The sequence below is a fragment of the Xenorhabdus aichiensis genome, assembly GCF_028598775.1.
Lineage (GTDB): Bacteria > Pseudomonadota > Gammaproteobacteria > Enterobacterales > Enterobacteriaceae > Xenorhabdus > Xenorhabdus bovienii.
Window position 1 is genome coordinate 12,745 of sequence record NZ_JAQRFO010000046.1, and the last position, 21,253, is coordinate 33,997.

Here is a 21,253-nt window from a genome sequence, read left to right on the forward strand (position 1 = left end):
AAAGGATCATTTTGTGAATCAATTAATTAGCCATGATATTGCGATACTTAAATTACCTCTTTATCAGCCGGAGCATGTTGAGCATGTCACTCGCCTGGATGCCTGGTGTCAACAACAGCAAACCACGCTGAATTCACTGTCAAAATATAACAGTTCTCAACAGGCCAGAGCCATGCTTAAACTGCTTGGTCAGGCAGGTTGGTTGCGCCACCTTATTAGCCAGGAGGCTACACCCACTTCGGATGCTCGCTCGTTGTGTTTGTTTCGTCAGACGTTGGCTTATTTTGATGATCTACTCGATTTCGCCTATTCAATACAGTCATTAAGTGGAAGCGTCATTCAGCGTTTTGGCACTGAAAAACAGCGCCAGCATTATTTACCTCGCCTAGCGGAAGGTGAATGGGCTGCCGCATTCGCATTGTCCGAGTTACAGGCTGGTTCAGATGTCGCTGCCGTGACATTGAGTGCGAAACGTCAGGGAGATAGCTACGTGCTTAATGGCCAAAAAGCCTGGATTGCACAAGGTGATATTGCCGATTGTCTGATTGTGATAGCTCGAACTGGTGAGGGTCCCGGCGCATTAGGCTTAAGCGCTTTCATTGTCGATGCTTTTCTGCCCGGCGTTAGCCATACTACTCTTGGTGCTATTGCCCCACGCTCTTGGGCACACCTGCGTTTTGACAACGTACGCGTACCTATGGAAAACATACTGGGTAAATCAGGACAAGGCTTCATTATCGCACTCGATATTTTGGACCGTTTCCGCATGACTGTCGGCGGGGCAGCCATTGGTTTCTCCCGCCGTGCCGTTGATATCGCCTTGCGCCACGCCTTGCAGCGTAAAATCTATCAAGGGCGCTTGCTGGATCTGCAGATGGTTAAAGCGGCGTTGGCAAAAATGGAGATCGCGCTTTCCGCTTCATCTTTGCTAACGGCTCAGGCCGCCTGGCATCTGGACCACGGCCGGACATTTGCCAAATATTCCGCCGTGGCAAAATATTTCGCCACCGAACAGGCTGGTAAAATTGTCGACGACGCAATACAGATTCTGGGCGCTGCCGGCGTAGTTGCTGGAAGTCAATTAGAGCGTTTGTATCGCCAAATTCGCCCATTGCGTATCTATGAAGGCTCTTCTGAAACGCTACTTATGAATATTGCATCTACACTGGATGCCCACCGTGTACAACATCGAGAAGATTTGCAATGACGATAGTAACCGCTATGAATCCGCTTCGGGCCATCCAGCTTGATGACCCTTATCCCTATTATGCTGAGCTTACGCGTGAGCGTCCCTTTTATTTCGACAGCGAATTAAAGCTTTGGGTTGCTGCTGATGCTGCGTCTGTTCGTGCGGTGCTGGCTGCGCCGCACATGCAGGTGCGACCAAGTGCGCAACCGATTCCATCGGGGATCGTCGATACGCCTGCAGGGGAAATATTCAGACAACTGGTGCGTATGCGGGAAAATGAATATCAACAACGGATTAAATCGGTCATTATCCAAGCGCTATCGTCGGCTGATTTGCAGCAGGTTCGTCGCCTCGCGATGGAACTTGCTGTGATGCAGTTACGGCAGGGAACAGAACTTAACGCATGGTTATTTTCCGTACCTGCAAGCGTAGTGGCTACATTATGCGGTTTTATTCCCGAAGAAGTACCGGATATCGTTGCGCTGATCGCCGAATTTGTTTTGTGCATTCCTGCCACCGCTAATGCAGAACAACAAGCGCGTGCCAGCAAGGCTGCGGAGCAGCTGCTCGCATACTTTGGTAAAGAAATAGAGAAGGCAAGACAGGGGACGTTGCTATCGGCCTTATTGCAAACCGCTGTGTCGCAGGAATGGACGCAGCGAGCGCCTCTGATCGCCAATGCCATCGGTTTTCTTTCACAAACCTATGATGCGACCGCCGGGTTGATTGGTAACGCTCTGTTAGCTGCGCAACGTTATCCCAAGATCCAGTTAGCTGATGCATGCCCTGAGTTTGTCAAAGAAGTTTCCCGCTTCGATGCGTCCATTCAAAACACACGCCGCTTTGCGACAGAGGCCTTTGCTTACTGTGGTCATGTTGTGGAACCTGGACAAACGGTCTTACTGTTGTTTGCAGCGGCCAATCGAGATCCGGCAATCAACACTTATCCCCAAGAGTTCATTTTAGACCGTGCAGAGGCTACCAGCTTCAGCTTTAGCGATGGTCGTCACCGCTGCCCGGGCGCTAGCCTGGCCCAGGCTATTACCTGTGGCATGCTCGATGCTATGCAACGATATAACCCCGAGGCAATTGGCCAAGTGCAACATACAGGCTATTTACCATCGGGGAATGCTCGTATTCCTGAATTAATTCTTTAACACTTTCCGAGGCTCGTGAATGAACGTTAGAACATCATTACCTCAGGCTTTCGTCTTAACAGGTGCATTTTGGGTAATTTTTCGTAACTCAATGTATCTTAATGAAATTAACAAGCGTGGGTTGGCTATTCTCATTGTGACCCCAGTCTCTTATCGGCCGCATGTTGAAAAGGCACGTGCTGATAGCCAAAGTCTCGTCTCACTTATCTCGGATGTTGCCTATGTTGATGGGGCCTTGGATCGAGAGACATCCTTCAACCCCAGCGTGATCGCCGCATTACAGGAATGGTGTCAACGCTATCACATCATCGGTGCATTTGCGGTCGGTGAGACATTAGTCGAACCAACAGGAATATTTGCGGATGCTTTGGATATCCGCTCTCCCGGTCTGCGGGCGACCCGCGTGTGCCGCAGCAAATACCTACAGCGCTTCTATCTCGACCGCTATAGCCCAGTATCGTTGGTGGTACCGCCAGAAAAACGTGCTGACACCTTATTTGAAGATATGCCTTATCCGATGATCATCAAGCCTGCGACACGGCATTCATCCTCAGGCGTTATCAGCGTAAGCAATGCAGGACAGGCCCACCAGGCACTACAGGAATACCCTACCTATGAAACGCTATTGCTGGAGCAAAGAATCGATGGGCAAGAATACTCCGTAGAATCCCTAAGCCAAAATGGCCATGTCCTGTTCTCATCAGTGACGCATAAGGTAACGACAGATACGCATAGCGACGCATTTGTCGAATTAGCCCATACGGTACCAAACCAGGAACCGATAAACGCGATGCTGATTCGGGCTGCACGCGATGTGCTGGAAGATTTAGCTTTTGCTGACGGAATAGCGCATTCCGAGTGGCGTGTGGGCCGTGACGGTAAACCTTACCTGATGGAGATCGCCGCGCGTACGCCTGGAGATGGCATTTTGCCGTTATACCAACTCGCCTGCGGTGAACCGCTTGAGCCTACGATACTGAAAATCATGCTGGGTGAAACGGCTCATTATCCCGAACCGAGAAGGTTTGCCCGTCAGGTCTATCTGGAACACCGCCCTGGCATGTTAATTGATGTGCGTATTGACTGGCCGGGTGTCAAAGTCACTTGGCTTAATGACAATAATACCTGGCCGGATATTCCCGCAGGTTCACCACAAGACGCCCCAACATTACGCGCCATTTTCGTGCACAAAAAGCGTGGAGAGAGACTCTATCCTCTACGATCTTCCGACGACCGTGCCGTTGCGTTCTTTATTGATGCTACAAGTATCACTGAGTTGGATCAGTTGGAAACAGAAATTAAATTAAAAATTACGTTAGAGATTGAGGAATATTATGATTAATCAATCAACTGCGCCGGGTGTGTGGGAAACTTTTTCCCAAAGTCCGCTTTCTTCAAAGGTTATTCTGCTAGGCGTGATGATTAATCGCTTGTCCGGTTTTTTGCAGATATTCATCGTGATTTTCCTTATTTCACTGGGGTACTCCCACCAGCAAACGATTATTGCGCTGACTGTTTATGGCATTGGCGCCGTCATTGGTGCGCTAGTTGGCGGCAGTATCAGTGAGCGATTCGGCCCGCGAACCGCCAGCATGATCAGTATGGGGACAACCGCTGTATTGACGGCGGCTCTTTTGTACCTGAATAGCTTTGTTGCAATCCTGGTCGTAGTCGCATTGGCAAGTCTGTGCGCCCAATTGTTCCGTCCAGCCTCATCGACACTGTTGTCTCAGCAAACACCGCCAGAACGGCAAACAATGATTTTTGCAATTTATCGTTTGGGATTGAATCTTGGCGCCACAGGTGCACCGCTTATCGGTTACGCCTTGTATCAGTGGGGCGGTGAAAGTTTTACTTATCTCTTTTGGGGAGAGGCGATTATCGCAGGAACTTATGCATTATTGGCTATGATGACTTTGCCTGGTAAGGTAAGCAGCAACGATGTGAATAGCTCGGAACATACGAACCAGCAGAACCAAGTGACTGGAGGATATCTTCAGGTGCTAGCCGATAAACGCTTCGTGCTATTTTTGTTGGCGACTTGTTGCCACTCTGCCGTATTTGTTCAGTACATCACCACATTGCCAATGTATGTGAAAGATAAAGGTATCGCTTTATTCTGGTATACCTTAGCGATATCGCTAAACGGAATTATAGTGATCTGTTTCGAACTATTAATCACTAAGATAACCCAGAGTTACGAGAAACGTAAAATGCTGGCGTTCGGTTTTGCTCTGATTGGGGCTGGTGTTGCATTCTATGCAGTTCCAATTGGGCCGGCAGCACTGATTGTTGGTACGTTAATCTGGTCATTAGGCGAAATTATTTCCGGCCCTGCTTTCTTTGCATTCCCGGCTAACGCTGGCCCGAGTAATTTTAAAGCTCACTATTTAGGTAGTTTCCATTTTATGTTTAGTTTAGGTATTGCTATTGGGCCTGTGATTGGCGGTTGGCTCTATTTAAATTTGGATTCCGGTGTATGGCCCGTTATCTCGTTAGGCTCATTCTTTGCAGCTATAGTTTGCGCCTTGTACGCTAAAGAATATGTAAAATCCCAAGAGAAAAGCGTAAATCATCACGCCGTAGAAGTAAACGAAACCACAAAATAAGCGTATCTCCTTGTGTATAAGGAATATAAAATGAACCGAACGCTAAAAGAAGTATCATCACATTATAATATATTAGGTATTGGTGCAGGACCGGCAAATTTAAGTTTGGCCGCTTTGCTTTATAATAAGTCAGAAATCAGCAATATTTTTATAGACCAAAAATCATCTTTTTCTTGGCACGATGAGCAAATGATCGAAGGAGCAACATTGCAAGTGTCACTGTTTAAAGATCTTAGCACTTTGACTGACCCGACGAATAAATTCACTTTTCTAGCCTATTTGCATGAGAAAGGGCGAATCTATCATTTCCTTAATGCGCAGTTTGATAAAATTCCGAGGCGAGAATTCCGGAATTATATGGCTTGGGCTGCGGAAAAAAATGAAAATGTGGTATTTGGTGAAAAAGTACAACAAATCGAATTTGATAGCGTATTTAGAATCGAAACTAATAAGCGTCTGATAACCTCCGATCATCTGGCAATTGGAGTAGGAACTAAACCATGGATTCCTGATTTTGCTGCTCTTAAGCTGGGAGAAACGCAATATCACATCAGTCAATACATGAAAAAAAGTAAAAATGTTGCTGGAAAACATGTTGTGGTCGTAGGCGGAGGACAATCGGGAGCGGAAGCATTTCTCGATCTGTTATCTAAACCAGATAATGAGCGCCCGAGCCATGTCAGTTGGATTTCACGGCGTCGAAATTTCTTTCCAATCGACGATTCAACTTTCACTAATGACTTTTATATGCCTTGTTATTCAGATTATTTTCGAAAGCTTCCCTTACATTTGCGTCAAAAAACAAATAGTGAAAATATTCTGACCTCAGACGGAATATCAGAATCAACGTTACGTGATATTTATCAAAAGCTTTATTACTTGTATTTTATCACTCCAAATCAGATTAAGTTTGATCTGATGACCAGCCGTTCTGTTACAGATATTGTTGCTACAACGGACAATCGTTGGAGGCTGAGTTTCCGGCACACTGACGCCTATAATGCGGAAGAAGTAAATGCTGATGTAGTCATTTGGGCTACCGGTTACAGACCTGCAGAGAAGAATTTTTTGGGGGCATTAAAAGATCGTATTCATTATGAAAAAGACGAATTTGTCGTAAACGAGGATTATGCTGTGGTCTGGGATGGCCCTGCCAAAAATCATATCTTTGTTCAGAATGCTGTCAGGGGTCAGCGCGGGTTACCCGATTTAAATCTCAGCTTAAATGCATGGCGTGCCCAACGTATTATGGGGCGACTATGCGGAGAGTATCCTAAGCAGCAGCAACCTTCATTTGTTGACTGGTATCCGGAAAATAATGTCAAAATTTCGGAAGAAAGTAATTCAATTATGAATGAAAAAATAAAAGACAATAAATTATACAACTTTTAAAGCTAACGTAGCATCTAATATAAGAATTTAAAATCATGATGAAAACTGATATCGCTATTGTCGGTGGTGGTATTATTGGGATCGTTATAGCTCGTGAAATAATAAAAAACACACCCAATGCATCAATCTCTATTTTTGAAAAAAGAATTTTAGGTTCAGGTAGTTCATTTTATTCTGCAGGCGTTCATTTTCCTCGTGGGGTTAATCCTCGAGTCCAGAAAATGTCGCTTTATAGTCACAATTATTATCAAGAGCTCATAGGAGGGAACACTCCTATATACCCTTTAACTATGGAGTTGATTACCCGTAGTGCCCACTTGGATAAAACACTGAGTAATTATCTGCCCTTAGCGGAGTTTACTCCCGTTATTACTTCATTAAATTCTGATATTGAGCTTTCTGGACAAAAAAAACTGGCGATCCTTCAGGGAAAAGGTGGGCATTATGCCGATGTTTTTAAGCTGGTTAATCTGTTTATGCACGAATTGCGTTTACAAATCGATATCCATGAAGGTGTCAGCGTTGACAGCTTACAGCGTCAGGGCAATGGCTATCTGTTAGGTTTAAGTTCCGGCGAACAGGTGATCGCAAGCAAAGTCATTTTGGCACCGGGGCCTTGGCTTGCCGAACCTGCCTGGAGAGACCGAATAGCTGATCTGGGGATACGCATAAAAAAAATCGTCGCGGTGCATATTGCGCAAGTTCCTGCGGCGAATGCCCCACTGAGCATCTTCCATGACGACGATGCTTTCCTGCTGCCCTGCCATAGTCGTAATCACTGGCTGTTTAGCTACACCTGCCAAGAGTGGGATGTGAAACCTAAAGATATCACTGCCCTTCAGAGTCAGGACATTGAGACTGCTAAGAATGTCTTGAGCCGGTATTCCCAGGCTCTGGCCAAAAAGATTCATGATGGACGCGTTTTCTGTGATGCCTACAGTGCATCGCGTGAACCCATTATCACCCAGTTGGATGATGGATTGATTTACGCCGGTGGGGCAAATGGTTCAGGTTATCGGCTAGCCCCTGCCATTGCTTCCGAAGTGATTGCTTTACTTTCGCAAACCAACACCTAAGAGAACAGTAAGATGATTATTCACAACTATGACGATGCGGAAATGTCGAAACAGTTCGATATTGATATCAGCAGCATTGATGGATTAGATATTCCTGCTGGCTGGGGAAGAGTTACACCGGGTAATCGCTCTAGTAGCCATCAGCATGATGAGACAGAAATGTTTGTTATTGTCAGCGGTCAGGGGCAGCTGATTGTTGATAGCCATATCTACCCGGTTAAAGCCGGTACTGTTGCACAATTCTCGCCGTTCGAATCTCATGTATTAGAAAACACTGGCGATCAGGACGTCATCTTCTTCCTGCAATATCGTCGAGATGCGGCCAGTGCCAAGCGATCTGCAACTTCCAGAGAACGGCAAGATCCCAAACGCCCGCAGTTTGTTTTCTCTACTCCACCAACGCCTAATGGTGATTTGCATTTGGGACATTTATCAGGACCTTATCTGGCTGCCGATGTTTATGTGCGCTATCAGCGGCTCATCGGTAATCCTGCTTGGCATATGACGGGGTCTGATGATTATCAAAGTTATGTCGTGGCATTGGCAGAACGAGAAGGCGTTACGCCAGCAGAGATCGCGGCGCATTATTCACAAGAAATTCTACAAACGCTTAATATGATGGATATTGAGATAACTCAATATACGGTCACCAACAATGCTTCGGAATATGCTGAAGGTGCTCGAGATTTCTTTAGTCGCATGATTGGCTCCGGTAAAGTATCGTTTAGAGACTCGCCGGCCTTCTGTGATGCTGTCAGTGGTGAATATTTGTATGAGGTTGACGTTTCTGGCCAATGCCCTAGCTGTGGCTCAGGGACGAACGGCAATATCTGCGAAGAATGTGGTGAACCTAACGTAGTGGTTGATTTGGCATCGCCTACGTCGAAAATTAGCCAAACGGCACCTAAAGAAGCTCACGTTAGTCGCTATATGCTACCCCTACACCAGTTCGAAAATATTGTAAAGCAGCATCATAAGGTTGGCAGAGTACCAGCGAGAATGCGCGAACTGGCGAATAGGATATTTTCTCGTCCTGCAGTCGACATTCCTGTCTCTCATCCCTCCCATTGGGGTATTGAACCTGCTGAATCAGAGGGGGCAGGACAGGTCATATGGGTATGGCCAGAAATGAGCTACAGCTTTTTGTACGGTATTGAACAGCTTGGCAAACAGCTGAAACAGCCTTGGAAAGCAAATAACCCTGATAACAACTGGAAAATTGTCCATTTTTTTGGTTATGACAACAGTTTTTATCACAGCATCCTGTATCCAGTACTTTACCGATTAGCCTATCCGAATTGGCAGCCCGATATTGACTATCACTACAATGAATTTTATCTCCTAGATGGTAAAAAATTCTCCACTAGCCGACGTCATGCAGTATGGGGAAAAGAAATTCTTACCCCAGAAAGTGTGGATGCTGTTCGCTATTACCTATGCCTGACTCGCCCAGAACAGGAAAGAACCAATTTTCAGGTCGATGCCTATAAAACTGAACTGCGTCATACGCTGATTAATGAGTGGCAAAGCTGGCTACAGGATCTTGGGCAGCGTGCGGTGAGTCACTTCATGGGTAATGTACCGGACGCAGGCATCTGGATCAAAGAACACGTGGCGTTTTGGGCCCGACTCAACGGCTATTTGCAAAATGTAACGAATGCGCTGAACGCAGATGGCTTCTCCCTGCGTAGCGCCGCTCAACAGCTCAAAATGTTAGTGCGTGAAACGATTGAATTTTCTCGCAGCCAAGCACGCTTGTCCGGGCTTGAAAACTGGAAGGACGAATATCGTACCGCATTTGCATTGGAACTGGCTGCGGCGCAGTTGCTTTCTCACATTGCCACCCCTTTGATGCCTCGTTTTGCTGCGCGGCTGGCAACGGCTCTGGGCAATGAGACGGCGAGCGCTTGGCCTGAACAGGCTGAATTAGTCGCCGTTGGCAATCGAGTCACTTTACATGATACCTGCTTCTTTACCGATTCTGATGCTTTGACCGAAGTCCCCCATTGGGACTGGTTACAGGAAAAACTCAGTGTGCTGATGCCGGATACCCAATTCCATCCCAATCATGCTTTGGCAAATTTGGGAGCGACATCATTGATGACCGTTACGTTGCAATATCAATTACTCCATGAACACCAAGTCGATATTCAACTCGAAACGTTACTTAACCAACCTTTACGTAATATTGTGGAACATATCGCGAAGCGGCAGCCATCCGGTGTCGAGTTGGCAAAAGGAGTAATGGCATGACTGCGTTGGAATTATTGAAGGATATTGAAGCTGCTGGCCTGAAGATCAGCGCCCTGGAAGGTAATTTGAAGTTAGAGGGAGCTACGCGTTCTATTTCTCCTCAACTGGTGGACGCTATCAGAGAACATAAGGCGATGTTGCTCGATTATCTACAGCGGCAAGCAGCGCGTTTCCCGCTGACCCCTTTGCAGCAAGCCTACTATCGTGGCCGTTCGCCGCTGTTTGACGGCGGTGAGATAGCCAATCAGGTCTTTCATGAAATTGAAGGCGTATGGGATATCGAGCGCCTGCAGCAGGCCCTACAACAGGTTATTTCTGAACACTCCGCATTGCGCCTGCGTATTACCAGTGATGGCGAACAATATGAAAGCGATGATATTCCCAGCATCATACGGCATGATCTGCGCACCCTATCGACATCGGAGCAGGTGCAGGTTCGCGAGAATCTGCGTACCGAGAAATCCCATCTGATTTTGTCGCCGAGCGAATCATTACTTCAGGTTGATGTCGCTATCTTGTCTGACGACAGTATGGTGCTCTACGTCAATCATGATGGTATGGTCGTTGATGGCATCAGTATGTTTTTATTTTTTCATCATTGGTATCAGCACTACCAGACGGTTTTAGAACCCGTCACCTACCTGCCTTTTTCCCAGCATATCAGCGTTAAAGAAAAGGAACGTGAGCATGCGGCTTATAAGCGCTCGCGCGATTATTGGCTACAGCGTCTCCCTACACTACCAAAAGCTCCAGAGCTTCCATTAGCCAGTAAGCCGCATAACGGAGCGATACGTTTTTGCCAGCACCTCGTAACGCTGGCCCCGCAACAGTGGCAGCAATTGCAGAAGTTGATGTTAGTGTATCAACTGACTCCGGCGGTGGCGTTGATGGCGGCTTACGCTGAAACGCTATACGTGTGGGGCGCAGGGGAACACTTTACCCTTAACGTCACAATCTCCGAACGCCGCCCGATACATCCTCAGGCATTCAGCACTATCGGACCTTTCTCCGATCCCATGCTTGCCGAAATTTCTTTAGACCATCAGAGTTCGTTCCTGGAACGTGCGAAACAGCTGCAGTCTCGTCTGCATCAAGATATAGATCACCGCTATTTTTCTGGTATTGACGTTATGCAGGAGCTGGCGCGAAAGCGCGGCTTAAGTGCCGCGCGTATGTCCTATACTTTTAACTGTACGTTAGGGGCTGTCGGTGCCGTCAATGGCGATTCCCTGGAATATTTCGGCCGTGAAGTATTTACAATCAGCCAAACCCCTCAGGTTTTGTTAGACGCTTTTATCTTCGAGCAAAAGGGCGCTTTGGTGATTCGTTTGGATGGGGTTGACGCTTATTACCCTTCTGGATTCCTGACGGTATTGGTTAGCGGGTTCCAACTCCTCTTGCATCTGCTCTGCGTACCGGAAAACTGGCAACAATCGGTATTCGAATTGCTACCTGACGAACAGCGCCACCAGCGTGCATTGGCAAACAATACCCAAATGCCATGTACCGAGGATATGTTAGGGAGCGCCTTTGTCGCTGTTGCCCTGCGGCAGCCAGAAAGCATTGCCATCCATACGCTACAGCGTCAGATCAGCTATGGAGAATTGCTGAACCGGGCAGCAACCGCCGCACAGTGGTTAAAAGCACGAGGGGTAAAGCACAACGAATTGGTTGGTTTGATTGCAGAGCGTTCTCCCGAGCATATCGTAGGCATATTGGCGATTGTACTTGCTGGAGCCGCATATTTACCGATTGATGCCGGATTGCCAGCTGAGCGCCGTGATTTTATGCTGAAAGATGGTCAGGTTAATCTGGTCTTGACCAATGTCGACGTTGTTACTGAGCAACCACAATTCGATCTGCGAACTTGCTCGCAGATCCCTGCAGAATTACCGTCGATTGATCCGCTTGCGTGTCCAGATGATCTTGCCTATGTGCTTTATACTTCGGGTACGACAGGTAACCCTAAAGGGGTCATGGTTACCCATCGTAATGTCATCAACCTGATAGCTGACTGTCAGAGCCGCTTCACGGTGACGCCGGAAGATCGGTTTTTTGCTATCAGTGCATTTAACTTCGACCTGTCGGTATGGGATCTGTTTGGGGCGTTATCTGCTGGCGCATCCTTAGTGATTCCCGAAGCCGATAAAGCTGCTGATGTTGAGCACTGGGCAACGTTATGCCGTGAAACCGGTGTGACTATCTGGAACTCAGTACCTGCCATAGTGCGTATGATGTATGAGCATACGCAAACCATGCCTTCCTCGCTGCGTTTGATCATGATGAGTGGCGATCGCATTCCACCGGATTTGCCTGCCGCCATAATATCGACGCAACCTCAGATTGACCTATGGTCATTGGGGGGGCCGACGGAAACGACTATTTGGAATATTTGTCACCCGATCTCCTCACAGGATTGCACGGGGGAGTCGATCCCTTATGGTCGTCCAAACTCCAATAATCAATGCAGCATCCGCAATGAACAAGGACTCGAATGCCCTGATTGGGTACCAGGGGAGATCTATGCCACGGGCATAGGGATTACGCTGGGCTACTGGAGGGATGAAGCGCGTACTTCTGAACGCTATCTCATTGACCCTAAGAGCGGAAAACGATTTTTCCGGACAGGAGATCTCGGTCGTTATCTGCCCAATGGGGATGTGGATATTCTAGGCCGGGTTGATTTACAGATAAAAGTTAACGGCTATCGAATTGAAACGGGTGAAATTGAAAGCAGCATAGCCAAATTTGCGGAAATTGGGCAGGTGGCGGTTGTTGCGTCAAAAAGTTCGCAAGGGGATGTGCTTGTCGCACACTTGGTTGCCAATGATGAACCCCTTCCTTCTGCGGAAATTCGCCAGCGTCTTAGTCAACACCTACCCGATTATATGATCCCAGCACGTGTGGTATGGCACGATGCTTTGCCGTTAAACCGTAACCTGAAGATTGACAGAAAAGCGCTGGGTGAGCTGCCGCTTGATGAAGGAAACTCCGCGTCGTCATTAGTCAGCCAAGCCAATGGCAGGATCGAAAGCACCTTGCAGGGAATTTGGCAGGAGATCTTGGCCGCAGGTTCCATTGGTGTGGATGAAGATTTCTTTGACCGTGGTGGCAACTCGCTGAGTGCCCTGCGGATTTTAACTTCCGTACGCAAAACTTTCGGGATATCGATGCCACTAGAGTCTATTTATCATCTAAATACAGTGAAGGCGATGGCTGCGAGAATCGCCAGCGAGGAAGCTCAACCATGAAACCATCAATCATTAACGATATCGTGAGCGGTCCCCCAAAGGCGGGGGGGAATTTGATAGTTGCGACACTAAGCGAGCGTAAAACGATACCTTTATCCACACTTTACGAGATGTCAGGACGTGTTGCTAACGGTTTGCTAGCACACGGGATTAAACCGGGTAATACCATCGGTATCTTGTCCGATAACCGCTTGGAATGGGTGTTACTCGACCTGGCTGCGTTGAGAATAAAAATACGTACTGCCGGCTTTGACCCTGGGAAATTTGAGGCAAGTGCAGCGTTGGTGCAAAGCTATCAGCTGAAATGTCTTTTCACCGATAAGACGTACGACGCTTCTCACCCTCACTTGCATGATATTAAAGAGATTAATGCGTTTATTGATGAATTCACTGAAATACTGCCTCTGGTACAGTATGAGCAAAGCGATACTACGACAATCAAATTTACTTCAGGCTCAACTGGCATTCCTAAAGGGTTGGCTGCCACAGTAGGCAGCATTGATTCCTCGCTGCGTAGCGTGCAGAACATTTTTAATCACGGTGATGGAGACCGCCTGCTGGTATTTCTGCCGTTATCGTTATTGCAGCAGCGTTATTGGGTCTATTCTGCATTAAAGTTTGGTCACGATACGATACTCACCAACTATCAGTCTGCATTTGTCGTCATGCCTCAGCTTAATCCGACTGTGGTGATGGGCGTACCTGCTTTCTTTGACTCAGCGCGTCGCCATATTGAACGCCAAAGTAATGACCTAGCAGCGATGGTATCGCAGGTAAAAGTGCTGTTTGGCACAAGCATTCGCTATTTGTGGACGGGGTCGGCTCCAGCAGAATTGGGAATGCTTCAGTTTTTTCATCAAGTGGGGCTGCCCATTTATGAAGGCTACGGTATGAATGAAACCTGCATTGTGACAAAAAATCACCCGACAGCCTGCCGATTAGGCAGTGTTGGACAAGTTGTTGATGAGAAAAAAGTCATTATTGATAGGGATGGTAACGTTGTGGTTTACAGCGATTACCCGGTAAACACCCGTTATCTTTACGCACAGCCTGGCGCATCTGAAAAAATATTTACCGCTGATGGCGGTGTACGGACTGGCGATATTGGCCATATTGATGAACAAGGATTCCTCTACATCAAAGGTCGTTCTGACAACGTGATAGTCTTGGACAACGGGAAAAAAATAGATGTGCAGCCCATCGAGGCGCGCATGCGTAATGAACCGGCCATTGCTGAGTGCGTAATTTTCAGCCCGAAACAGGCCGAACTAGTTGCCATCATTTCACCAGCCGGTGACACTGTCGAACACGCGTCTATTTTACAAGCTTTAGAGAATGTAAACGCCTCAGGTGAGAAAGACGAGCTTATAGTCCGAATCATTATCGCTGACCCACCGTTCAGTATAGAAAATGGTCTGCTATCCTCACAATTTAAACCACTGCGAAAAATGATTTTTGAATCTTATCAAGAACAACTTCACGCCACAGATAAAGAGAGTCGTTATGCAAACTGATACCGTCATTACAAAATTGGAAACCATAGCACGACAAAAACTGGCAGCGTCTTTATCTACAGATATCGACGCAACTCAGCTAGATCTAAAAGAAAATATGAGTGATATCTATGGATTGACATCGCTTAATAAAATCCTGTTTATCACATCTCTATGTAATGAGATGAATATTGATTTATCCAACTTTAACGAAGACGATTTGGGAAATATGCAAACTCTCGGGAATGTCATTGATATTTTAAATAAGCATATAAATTAATTACCATTTTAAGGATACTAGTGATGAACTGGAAAGAGAATGCTTCCAAAGTATTAGAAAATGAATATGTCATGCTAAGACCTGTGAAGGAAGAGGATCGGGAGGAGGTAAGAGCTTTATCTCGCGACTCACATATTTGGACATATTTCGTTTTTCGCGTCAGTAATGACATCGAATTTGAGCGTTTCTTTGATGCGATGTTAAATGATCAGGCTGCCGGAAGTCGTGCAGTCTTCATGGTAATAGATAAACGTTCTGGTCAGATAGCAGGCAGTATGAGTTTTGGCAATATGATTGAGCATGAGGCTCGATTGGAGATCGGTTGGTCTTGGCTGGGAGAGGCATTTCGAGGTAAGGGGATCAACCGATGGGCAAAATATTTACTGATGAAGCATGCTTTTGAGACCTTACAGGCATTGCGTGTTGAGTTTAAAACCGACATCCTCAATCTGCAGGCTCGAGCTGGCCTGCGCAATATTGGTGCGGAGGAAGAAGGCACATTACGCAGTTTTAATTTTATGCCAGATGGGCGGCGGCGTGACGCTATTTTCTACAGCGTGTTGAACACCGAGTGGCCGAAGGTAAAACAAGGTTTACAGGACCACGGGAAAATACGGCCTCATACGGAGCAGCGATGATCCCTAACGTTAATGTCGTGACACTGAACGGAGATGCTCTTGAGAGGGGCATCCAACACGGTCAGCAATGCCGGAAGGCGTTATCGAAATTTGCTGATGATGGTCTTTGCCGTTTAAATCATTTGGGGCAATCAGCGTTGTCCCTTAGCCAGCTTGGTGAAAATATCGAACGCTACCGTATTTGCGTAAAAACTTGGCTGCCTGATATTGCGCAAGAGATTGAAGGGTTATCGATCGGCGCTGAGATGCCGTTAGATTTGGCTTGGTTACTGCAGTTGAGGCGAGAGGTGCTGGGTTATAATCGTACTACAGAGTCAGGAGACTGTACGACATTATCCTCTTTCAAAGGGCAATCCATTCTGGCACAAACGGTGGATTTGAATGGTAATCTCGATGATTTTATTCATATTCTGGAATGCAAAGGAACGCGCAATTCATCATTGATTTTAAGTTTTGCAGGGCTTTTGGGTTATCTTGGGCTTAATCGTGCCGGATTGGCTATTGGGCTTAACATGGTTCTGGGGGGGACGTGGGGAGTAGGTATTCCGCCTTATCTGGTGATTCGCCATCTTCTGGATAATTACGACACAGTGGAGCAGGCAGTGAAAGCGCTTCGTTGTCTCCCATTGTCCAGTTCACGCTCCTTTACTTTATGTGATAAACAGCACCTTCTCTGTGTAGAAATTTTGAATAATCAACTGCGTATTGTGGAAGCAGGCTATTCAACTGCACACACCAATCATTTTTTGCACCCTGATTTTGCTTCTCATGATCAAATCAATATCTTTGCTAAAAACTCTTCACGACAAAGGTTAGAAAAAACACGAGAACTATTACAGCAAGAACACATTGACAGTGATGATTGTTTTTCCTTGTTTACAACCCCGCCAGTTTGTGTTGCAGATAACGGCGATATACGCCGTGAACGTACTGTTGCTGCTGTCGTGATATTACCGGAAGAGGGAAAAATGCTATTACGCCCAGGTAACCCCGCACTTTCAACAACGCAGTCTTTTTCTCTTTTTAATTAACTGTAATAAGGATGTAATTTATGGCTGATATACTGCATCATTATGGAATTTCTTTATCTTGGACAGGTAACTTAGGTCAAGGGACTCCAAGTTATAGAGAATATGCGCGTGAATATGATATTTCCGGAGAGCATGGTAAGTTTTTAAAGGGCTCGGCAGACCCTAAGTTTTTAGGTAAGAAAGAATGCTGGAACCCAGAAGAACTCTTGATTGCATCACTATCAGCTTGCCATCAACTTTGGTATTTGCATCTATGTGCGGAGGCTGGCGTCAGCGTATTGCAGTATCGCGACCAGGCGAAAGGCATAATGAGTGAAAAGGAGGGGCGATTTGTCGAGATGACATTGCAACCTCACTCAGTAATATCTAAGGAGTCTGATGAAAGCCTGGCTATTAGTTTACATCGTCTAGCTCATGAAAAGTGTTATATTGCAAACTCTACAAATATTAAAATTAAAATCAATGCTAGAGTTGAATTAGCCAGTTAAAAACTGATATTTACTCCATGAAACTCAACCGCCACCAACTAAAGTCGGTGATTGTTGAGTTTTTAGCCAATGTAATAACTATTGGTTCTGTCGCATTAACGGCGAGTTAATCAGAGATCCCGCGAGTGGTTGTTTTTTAGGCTCTGTCGCATTAACAAGAAATGTCCGAGTGAAAGTGTGTTGGTTGTTTTTTTATGCGGTCAGTTGATAGAAAAAGGCCGCGGGTGACATCGGGCATTCCGGCTCTTGAACATATTGTCCTTTACGCAACATGCTGACTAACTCAATGCCCGCTAGAAGAGTCTGAGCCCGCCTGAAATTTTTGAAGCCCAGCAGGGGAGAGATTCGCCGTTTGATGTTGCGGTGATCCTGCTCAATGAGGTTATTGAGGTATTTGTTTTGCCAGATAACGATGGCTTCCTCTTTGGATTTCCCCTGATTTAACTCGTCTACCGCCGCTTTATTGGCGCTGCTTTTATCCATTGTGACGACCTCAGGTTGTCCGTGCTGACGCATCGCCTTTTTGAAAAAACGCAAGGCAGCGGCCTTATCCCGACGAGCCGTCAACAAAAAATCCACGGTATTCCCGTGCGAATCCACCGCCCGGTAGAGATACCGCCATTGCCCTTTGATTTTGATATAGGTTTCATCCATTCGCCAGCGACACCCGACATCAGGTTTGCAGCGCCGATAACGTTTGACAATTAAAGGCACCAGACGATGAACCCAGCGCGAGAGCGTGGAATGATCAACGATGACACCCCGCTCAGCCATTATCTCTTCCAGATTTCGTAAACTCAGGGCATAAGCGAGATACCATCGGACACACTGGGCGATAATATCGGTAGGATAGAGGAGAGGCTCTCTGGATACGAAATATCTTTGCATGTTCTTTGTACCGGTAATGACTATTTTATATTGCCTTTAGTGCAGGATTATAAAAGGCTTTGCGATGGCAACGAAGGGCCAATGACACACGGTATGGCCGCGCTGGCCTTTAATGGTCGTTACCCGAATAAATTAATCGAAAATATTAAGTCCCGAGTGATAGAACCGACACTACTGGGACTTCAGAAAGAAGGTATGGAATATCACTCCATATTATATTTTGGCTTAATGATAATTGAAGATACTCCCTGGCTGTTGGAATATAACGTTCGTTCAGGTAACCCTGAATGGATTTCAATCCTCGGATTATTGCAGGCTGATTTAATTGAAGCCTTAGATTCACCGCGCGCATTACACTGGAAACAGGGCTATTCATTAACGTCTTTCGTAACGGCCGAAGCGTACCGGTTCTGTCGCATTAACGGAACTTCAGGTAAACTTCCCGGTTTTTGCGCGAGTTCCAAACGATGCCCCTGAGCCGAAACGCCTTTAAACGTCTCCATTATCCCGTCGATATCATTGCTCAATGTGTCCGTGGGTATTTGGCCTACGCCCTGAGTTTGCGTAACTTAGAGGAAATGATGGCTGAACGGGGGATTGCCGTTGATCATTCTACCCTTTCCCGTTGGGTTCATCGTCGGGTTCCGTTGCTTGTGAAACGTTATCGGCGGTGGAGACCATAAAAAAGCGTGGGGCATTATGCCGCAATCTTTTCTGCCCAAGAATGCTCCGCTTCGTCACCTAATTTTATGCCCGGATACCAATGCTCAAATTGGGTTTTCAAATCATCATTCAGTACGGTTGTGCGTGTCTGGATTAAATAATGTGCCCCTTGCTGGCTCCATTGCATCTGTTGCTTTTTCACCATTCGTTTAGCAATCACTTCATTGATCGTCGATTCAACAAATGCTGAAGAAATCGGTTCGCCATATCGGTACATTTCACCGTAATTCGGGATCATCATGCGGTTATTTTTAATATAGGTGTACATTTCATCGAGATGTTTTGACAAGGATTTCTTATTTTCATAATGCAGTATGTCCTCATCACACATCGCAGCACAATCATCCAGGTGTTCTAATGCCTTCATCACATTGCCATGCCAAAGATACCATTTTGTACGGGTTAAAGAGTCCAATAATTCTGCACCGAGTTCCGGGGCGCTTTTTGATACTCCTTTGGCATATTGTTTTAGTACTGTCAGACGCATCGTGATATGAAACCAATCCAATACGTGTTGGGATTCGGGGTACAGGTTAAATTGCAGATCCCTGAGATTATCAGCACCATCCGATAAGAAAGTTATTTGTTGATTCGCCTGCATTCCCTGTGAGGATAGCTGGGCGATGAGTTTTCTTCTGGGATGATTTTCCAGACATTGCACAAAACCAAAGCGTTTGGTTGGGACATGAGTCGCGAATGATTTTCCGGCAATGACTTCGAAATGATGTTTTCTGTCGTCCCAGTTTCTGACGTAGCCTCCGTCAATGCCCACTGTCATTGGTTTTCCCGGTTTGGGTAATTTTTCCCATTCTCTGGGATCGCCGGGGAGAAAATCCGGCACATCGTCTAATTCAACCTCTTGCCTTTTGGCCGTCTGACAAAGGTGATTTCTGACCGTGGCAGCATTACAGTGTTTCCCCATTGGCAGAATATCTTTGAGCAGATTAGCGGTCAATCCATAAGACATCAGTGACGCCCACCGGGTTTCTATGTACCTGAGTTCCGGGTGAGTATGCGAATCACACCAATTATTAAGCAGGCTAACGGTCTGGGTTGAATGTTGCTCACACGCACACCGATAAATCCGAAATCCCTCTACTGGGATAATGCCAAATAAGGTTCGGTACTGGATGGTTTGTTTGCCTTTTATCCGGCGATTTCGTTGACAGCAAGGACAAGCACGATGTTCATCCAAATATTCCGCCGCCTGTTTCTGGGTCACTGATTGCTGGATAGCGTTCAAAAGTAATTTCGATTCAGACAGGGAGAGTCCAATGTCATTGGGGGCATCGGACTGTTTTTCTATCGTGAATAACTTCTCAGTATGGCGATGACCTGATTTATCGACCATCGCGATTTGGATTGTGAATTGCATGATGCTGTCCTCACGGGGTGGTGGCTACTGTATTCCCCCATTTTTTAGTTGGTGACGCAATTTATAATATGTAGAAACCCCTAATCCTACGTTATCGCAGGCCAGCTTTAACTTGATACCTTTTGCCCTTAGCGCGTCTATTTGGGGTAATTTACTGATATCCGCAGGCGGCCTGCCCGTTCGTTCCCCGCGCTGTTTTTTTGCTGCGATCCCTTCGGTTTGCCTCTCTCGAATGAGTGCCCGTTCAAACTGACTGAAGGCCGACATCATATGCAGTTGCAGCTCTTGCATAGGCGTGCTCTCGTGAGCACTAAACGTAAGCTGCTCCTTCAGGAATATCAGTGTAATACCTTGCTGGCGTAAACGCAGGGTCAGACTACACATATCCATCATATTGCGGCATAACCGATCGATGGAGTGAACAACAATCGTGTCGCCAGTTCTGACCTGTTGAAGTAAATCCTGAAGTTGTGGCCGGTTGATGTTTTTAGCACTGGCCTGTTCGACATACATTTTATCAATTTCAATACCGGACGCAGACAGCGCCGCTTTCTGGCGCTCAACATGTTGGTCAACCGAACTCACCCGAATATAGGCATAGTGCATACGACCCTCAAAAATCTTTAAACCTGATAAAGATTTGTAGAATACTCTATAAAATTGCCTTTTTCGAGGTTTATAGAGAGCTATAACCTTGTTTTTAGCACGACTGAAAAGGTATACCTTTATGGATACCGATCACCCTATCCGCTACAGCCCTATCACGATGGGTTCAAGTTCCGGTGAATCAAGGTTGAGCCGGCTTAATTGGCGATTAATCTTTCGGCGGTTGAATCTGACGGCATCAAGTGCCTCAACCAATGGACGGATCTCTCCGATCGTTGTTGTTTCATCAGCGTGAATAATCGCGTTGAACAGTGCCAGTGTTTTATCGGCTTCATCGGCTAACGTCGCCCCGGGCATTCTGTTTCCGGCCAAACAAAAAGGTGACTTCAGGTTAGCGTTTTCGAGAACAGTTTCAATACGGATATCGTGAAGCCCCTGCTCAAAAAAATTGTATTCATAAGTAAAGCGATCACCGGCATCAAATTCAAAGTCAGCCAGCGCGATTTTGTAAGGGTTATCAGAAAATGCCATCCCGCCGGAGTACGAAATACCGTAATTTTTACCATAAATACGGAATTGATGCAGGTGATCATCCTGCCATCCCTGTGCGATCTGAATGATATAGTGAAAAGCAGCTAAAGATGTCTCGCCTGATAGCCTGAATCGGCGCCAGACCATTGGGCTGATACCCCGAAGGGCGATTTTAACGACATAAATTTTCATGGCGAGCTACCTGAGAAAAACAGGTTTAATTGCTCATTCTATCGCCGATTGAACAGGGTGCCCCACACATTTTTATGCTCT

The 21,253-nt window shown here is 46.4% G+C and carries 18 protein-coding genes and 1 pseudogene; 15 read left to right on the plus strand and 4 right to left on the minus strand.

What is annotated here, in order from left to right:
- Positions 1–13: 13 nt before the first annotated feature.
- The 13 genes from PSI22_RS16945 to PSI22_RS17005 are packed head-to-tail and all read left to right on the plus strand — an operon-like array spanning position 14 to position 16,857.
- Positions 14–1,207 (plus strand): acyl-CoA dehydrogenase family protein, encoded by a 1,194-nt coding sequence (locus PSI22_RS16945; RefSeq protein WP_273580766.1) that lies wholly within the window; start codon positions 14–16, stop codon positions 1,205–1,207.
- The gene (locus PSI22_RS16950) at positions 1,204–2,346 is read left to right on the plus strand and encodes a cytochrome P450 (RefSeq protein ID WP_273580767.1); all 1,143 of its coding nucleotides are present in this window, start codon (positions 1,204–1,206) and stop codon (positions 2,344–2,346) included. The genes PSI22_RS16945 and PSI22_RS16950 overlap by 4 nt, the downstream gene beginning before the upstream one ends.
- A 19-nt stretch (positions 2,347–2,365) precedes the next feature.
- The gene (locus tag PSI22_RS16955) at positions 2,366–3,688 is read left to right on the plus strand and encodes an ATP-grasp domain-containing protein (protein WP_273580768.1); all 1,323 of its coding nucleotides are present in this window, start codon (positions 2,366–2,368) and stop codon (positions 3,686–3,688) included.
- The gene (locus PSI22_RS16960; RefSeq protein ID WP_080717991.1) at positions 3,681–4,955 is read left to right on the plus strand and encodes an MFS transporter; all 1,275 of its coding nucleotides are present in this window, start codon (positions 3,681–3,683) and stop codon (positions 4,953–4,955) included. The genes PSI22_RS16955 and PSI22_RS16960 overlap by 8 nt, the downstream gene beginning before the upstream one ends.
- Positions 4,956–4,985: 30 nt before the next feature.
- A complete protein-coding gene (locus tag PSI22_RS16965) occupies positions 4,986–6,347 on the plus strand; it encodes a lysine N(6)-hydroxylase/L-ornithine N(5)-oxygenase family protein (protein WP_038250419.1) in 1,362 nt (453 codons plus the stop codon).
- Positions 6,348–6,382: 35 nt separating this feature from the next.
- Positions 6,383–7,423 (plus strand): FAD-dependent oxidoreductase, encoded by a 1,041-nt coding sequence (locus PSI22_RS16970; protein ID WP_038250417.1) that lies wholly within the window; start codon positions 6,383–6,385, stop codon positions 7,421–7,423.
- Between the two features lie 12 nt (positions 7,424–7,435).
- Positions 7,436–9,676, plus strand: a complete 2,241-nt coding sequence (locus PSI22_RS16975; protein ID WP_273580769.1) for a class I tRNA ligase family protein — start codon at positions 7,436–7,438, stop codon at positions 9,674–9,676.
- Positions 9,673–12,927: a non-ribosomal peptide synthetase gene (locus PSI22_RS16980; RefSeq protein WP_273580770.1), complete on the plus strand. Its 3,255-nt coding sequence runs from the start codon at positions 9,673–9,675 to the stop codon at positions 12,925–12,927. Before PSI22_RS16975 ends, PSI22_RS16980 begins: the two co-directional genes overlap by 4 nt.
- Positions 12,924–14,441, plus strand: a complete 1,518-nt coding sequence (locus PSI22_RS16985; RefSeq protein ID WP_273580771.1) for an AMP-binding protein — start codon at positions 12,924–12,926, stop codon at positions 14,439–14,441. The genes PSI22_RS16980 and PSI22_RS16985 overlap by 4 nt, the downstream gene beginning before the upstream one ends.
- Positions 14,431–14,700 carry a hypothetical protein gene (locus PSI22_RS16990; protein ID WP_038250407.1) on the plus strand — a complete coding sequence of 90 codons (270 nt, stop codon included), beginning with the start codon at positions 14,431–14,433 and terminating at the stop codon, positions 14,698–14,700. Before PSI22_RS16985 ends, PSI22_RS16990 begins: the two co-directional genes overlap by 11 nt.
- A 23-nt stretch (positions 14,701–14,723) precedes the next feature.
- Complete coding sequence (locus PSI22_RS16995; protein WP_038250403.1) at positions 14,724–15,338, plus strand: GNAT family N-acetyltransferase; 615 nt, start codon at positions 14,724–14,726, stop codon at positions 15,336–15,338.
- On the plus strand, positions 15,335–16,369 hold the full coding sequence (locus PSI22_RS17000; protein ID WP_273580772.1) for a C45 family autoproteolytic acyltransferase/hydrolase: 1,035 nt from the start codon (positions 15,335–15,337) through the stop codon (positions 16,367–16,369). The genes PSI22_RS16995 and PSI22_RS17000 overlap by 4 nt, the downstream gene beginning before the upstream one ends.
- 20 nt (positions 16,370–16,389) lie before the next feature.
- Positions 16,390–16,857: an OsmC family protein gene (locus PSI22_RS17005; protein WP_038250399.1), complete on the plus strand. Its 468-nt coding sequence runs from the start codon at positions 16,390–16,392 to the stop codon at positions 16,855–16,857.
- A gap of 192 nt (positions 16,858–17,049) precedes the next feature.
- Here the strand turns inward: PSI22_RS17005 and PSI22_RS17010 are convergent, their stop codons facing one another.
- Positions 17,050–17,745, minus strand: coding sequence for an IS6 family transposase (locus PSI22_RS17010; protein WP_273580773.1), 696 nt, complete (start codon positions 17,743–17,745; stop codon positions 17,050–17,052).
- Between PSI22_RS17010 and PSI22_RS17015 the strand changes: the two genes are divergently transcribed.
- Together PSI22_RS17015 and PSI22_RS17020 are read left to right on the plus strand one after the other, a co-directional pair.
- Positions 17,740–18,222 (plus strand): hypothetical protein, encoded by a 483-nt coding sequence (locus PSI22_RS17015; protein WP_258087570.1) that lies wholly within the window; start codon positions 17,740–17,742, stop codon positions 18,220–18,222. The two genes, PSI22_RS17010 and PSI22_RS17015, sit on opposite strands and share 6 nt — an antisense overlap.
- Positions 18,213–18,416: pseudogene (locus PSI22_RS17020) on the plus strand (IS6 family transposase); the annotation flags it as partial. The gene PSI22_RS17015 and the pseudogene PSI22_RS17020, both read left to right, overlap by 10 nt.
- 26 nt (positions 18,417–18,442) lie before the next feature.
- Here PSI22_RS17020 and PSI22_RS17025 read toward each other — a convergent pair.
- From PSI22_RS17025 to PSI22_RS17035, 3 genes are all read right to left on the minus strand, one after another.
- Positions 18,443–19,843, minus strand: coding sequence for an ISKra4 family transposase (locus PSI22_RS17025; RefSeq protein WP_273580774.1), 1,401 nt, complete (start codon positions 19,841–19,843; stop codon positions 18,443–18,445).
- Positions 19,844–19,867: 24 nt separating this feature from the next.
- The gene (locus tag PSI22_RS17030; RefSeq protein ID WP_273580775.1) at positions 19,868–20,449 is read right to left on the minus strand and encodes a recombinase family protein; all 582 of its coding nucleotides are present in this window, start codon (positions 20,447–20,449) and stop codon (positions 19,868–19,870) included.
- A 144-nt stretch (positions 20,450–20,593) separates the two neighbouring features.
- Positions 20,594–21,172 (minus strand): plasmid pRiA4b ORF-3 family protein, encoded by a 579-nt coding sequence (locus PSI22_RS17035; RefSeq protein ID WP_273580776.1) that lies wholly within the window; start codon positions 21,170–21,172, stop codon positions 20,594–20,596.
- Between the last annotated feature and the right edge of the window lie 81 nt (positions 21,173–21,253).

What these genes read in the sequence shown, in the direction of transcription:
- PSI22_RS16950 (WP_273580767.1), top strand. Translation starts at nt 1,204, where the DNA reads ATGACGATAGTAACCGCTATGAATCCGCTTCGGGCCATCCAGCTTGAT.
- PSI22_RS16955 (WP_273580768.1), top strand. Translation starts at nt 2,366, where the DNA reads ATGAACGTTAGAACATCATTACCTCAGGCTTTCGTCTTAACAGGTGCA.
- PSI22_RS16960 (WP_080717991.1), top strand. Translation starts at nt 3,681, where the DNA reads ATGATTAATCAATCAACTGCGCCGGGTGTGTGGGAAACTTTTTCCCAA.
- PSI22_RS16965 (WP_038250419.1), top strand. Translation starts at nt 4,986, where the DNA reads ATGAACCGAACGCTAAAAGAAGTATCATCACATTATAATATATTAGGT.
- PSI22_RS16970 (WP_038250417.1), top strand. Translation starts at nt 6,383, where the DNA reads ATGATGAAAACTGATATCGCTATTGTCGGTGGTGGTATTATTGGGATC.
- PSI22_RS16975 (WP_273580769.1), top strand. Translation starts at nt 7,436, where the DNA reads ATGATTATTCACAACTATGACGATGCGGAAATGTCGAAACAGTTCGAT.
- PSI22_RS16980 (WP_273580770.1), top strand. Translation starts at nt 9,673, where the DNA reads ATGACTGCGTTGGAATTATTGAAGGATATTGAAGCTGCTGGCCTGAAG.
- PSI22_RS16985 (WP_273580771.1), top strand. Translation starts at nt 12,924, where the DNA reads ATGAAACCATCAATCATTAACGATATCGTGAGCGGTCCCCCAAAGGCG.
- PSI22_RS16990 (WP_038250407.1), top strand. Translation starts at nt 14,431, where the DNA reads ATGCAAACTGATACCGTCATTACAAAATTGGAAACCATAGCACGACAA.
- PSI22_RS16995 (WP_038250403.1), top strand. Translation starts at nt 14,724, where the DNA reads ATGAACTGGAAAGAGAATGCTTCCAAAGTATTAGAAAATGAATATGTC.
- PSI22_RS17000 (WP_273580772.1), top strand. Translation starts at nt 15,335, where the DNA reads ATGATCCCTAACGTTAATGTCGTGACACTGAACGGAGATGCTCTTGAG.
- PSI22_RS17005 (WP_038250399.1), top strand. Translation starts at nt 16,390, where the DNA reads ATGGCTGATATACTGCATCATTATGGAATTTCTTTATCTTGGACAGGT.
- PSI22_RS17010 (WP_273580773.1), bottom strand. Translation starts at nt 17,745, where the DNA reads ATGCAAAGATATTTCGTATCCAGAGAGCCTCTCCTCTATCCTACCGAT.
- PSI22_RS17025 (WP_273580774.1), bottom strand. Translation starts at nt 19,843, where the DNA reads ATGCAATTCACAATCCAAATCGCGATGGTCGATAAATCAGGTCATCGC.
- PSI22_RS17030 (WP_273580775.1), bottom strand. Translation starts at nt 20,449, where the DNA reads ATGCACTATGCCTATATTCGGGTGAGTTCGGTTGACCAACATGTTGAG.
- PSI22_RS17035 (WP_273580776.1), bottom strand. Translation starts at nt 21,172, where the DNA reads ATGAAAATTTATGTCGTTAAAATCGCCCTTCGGGGTATCAGCCCAATG.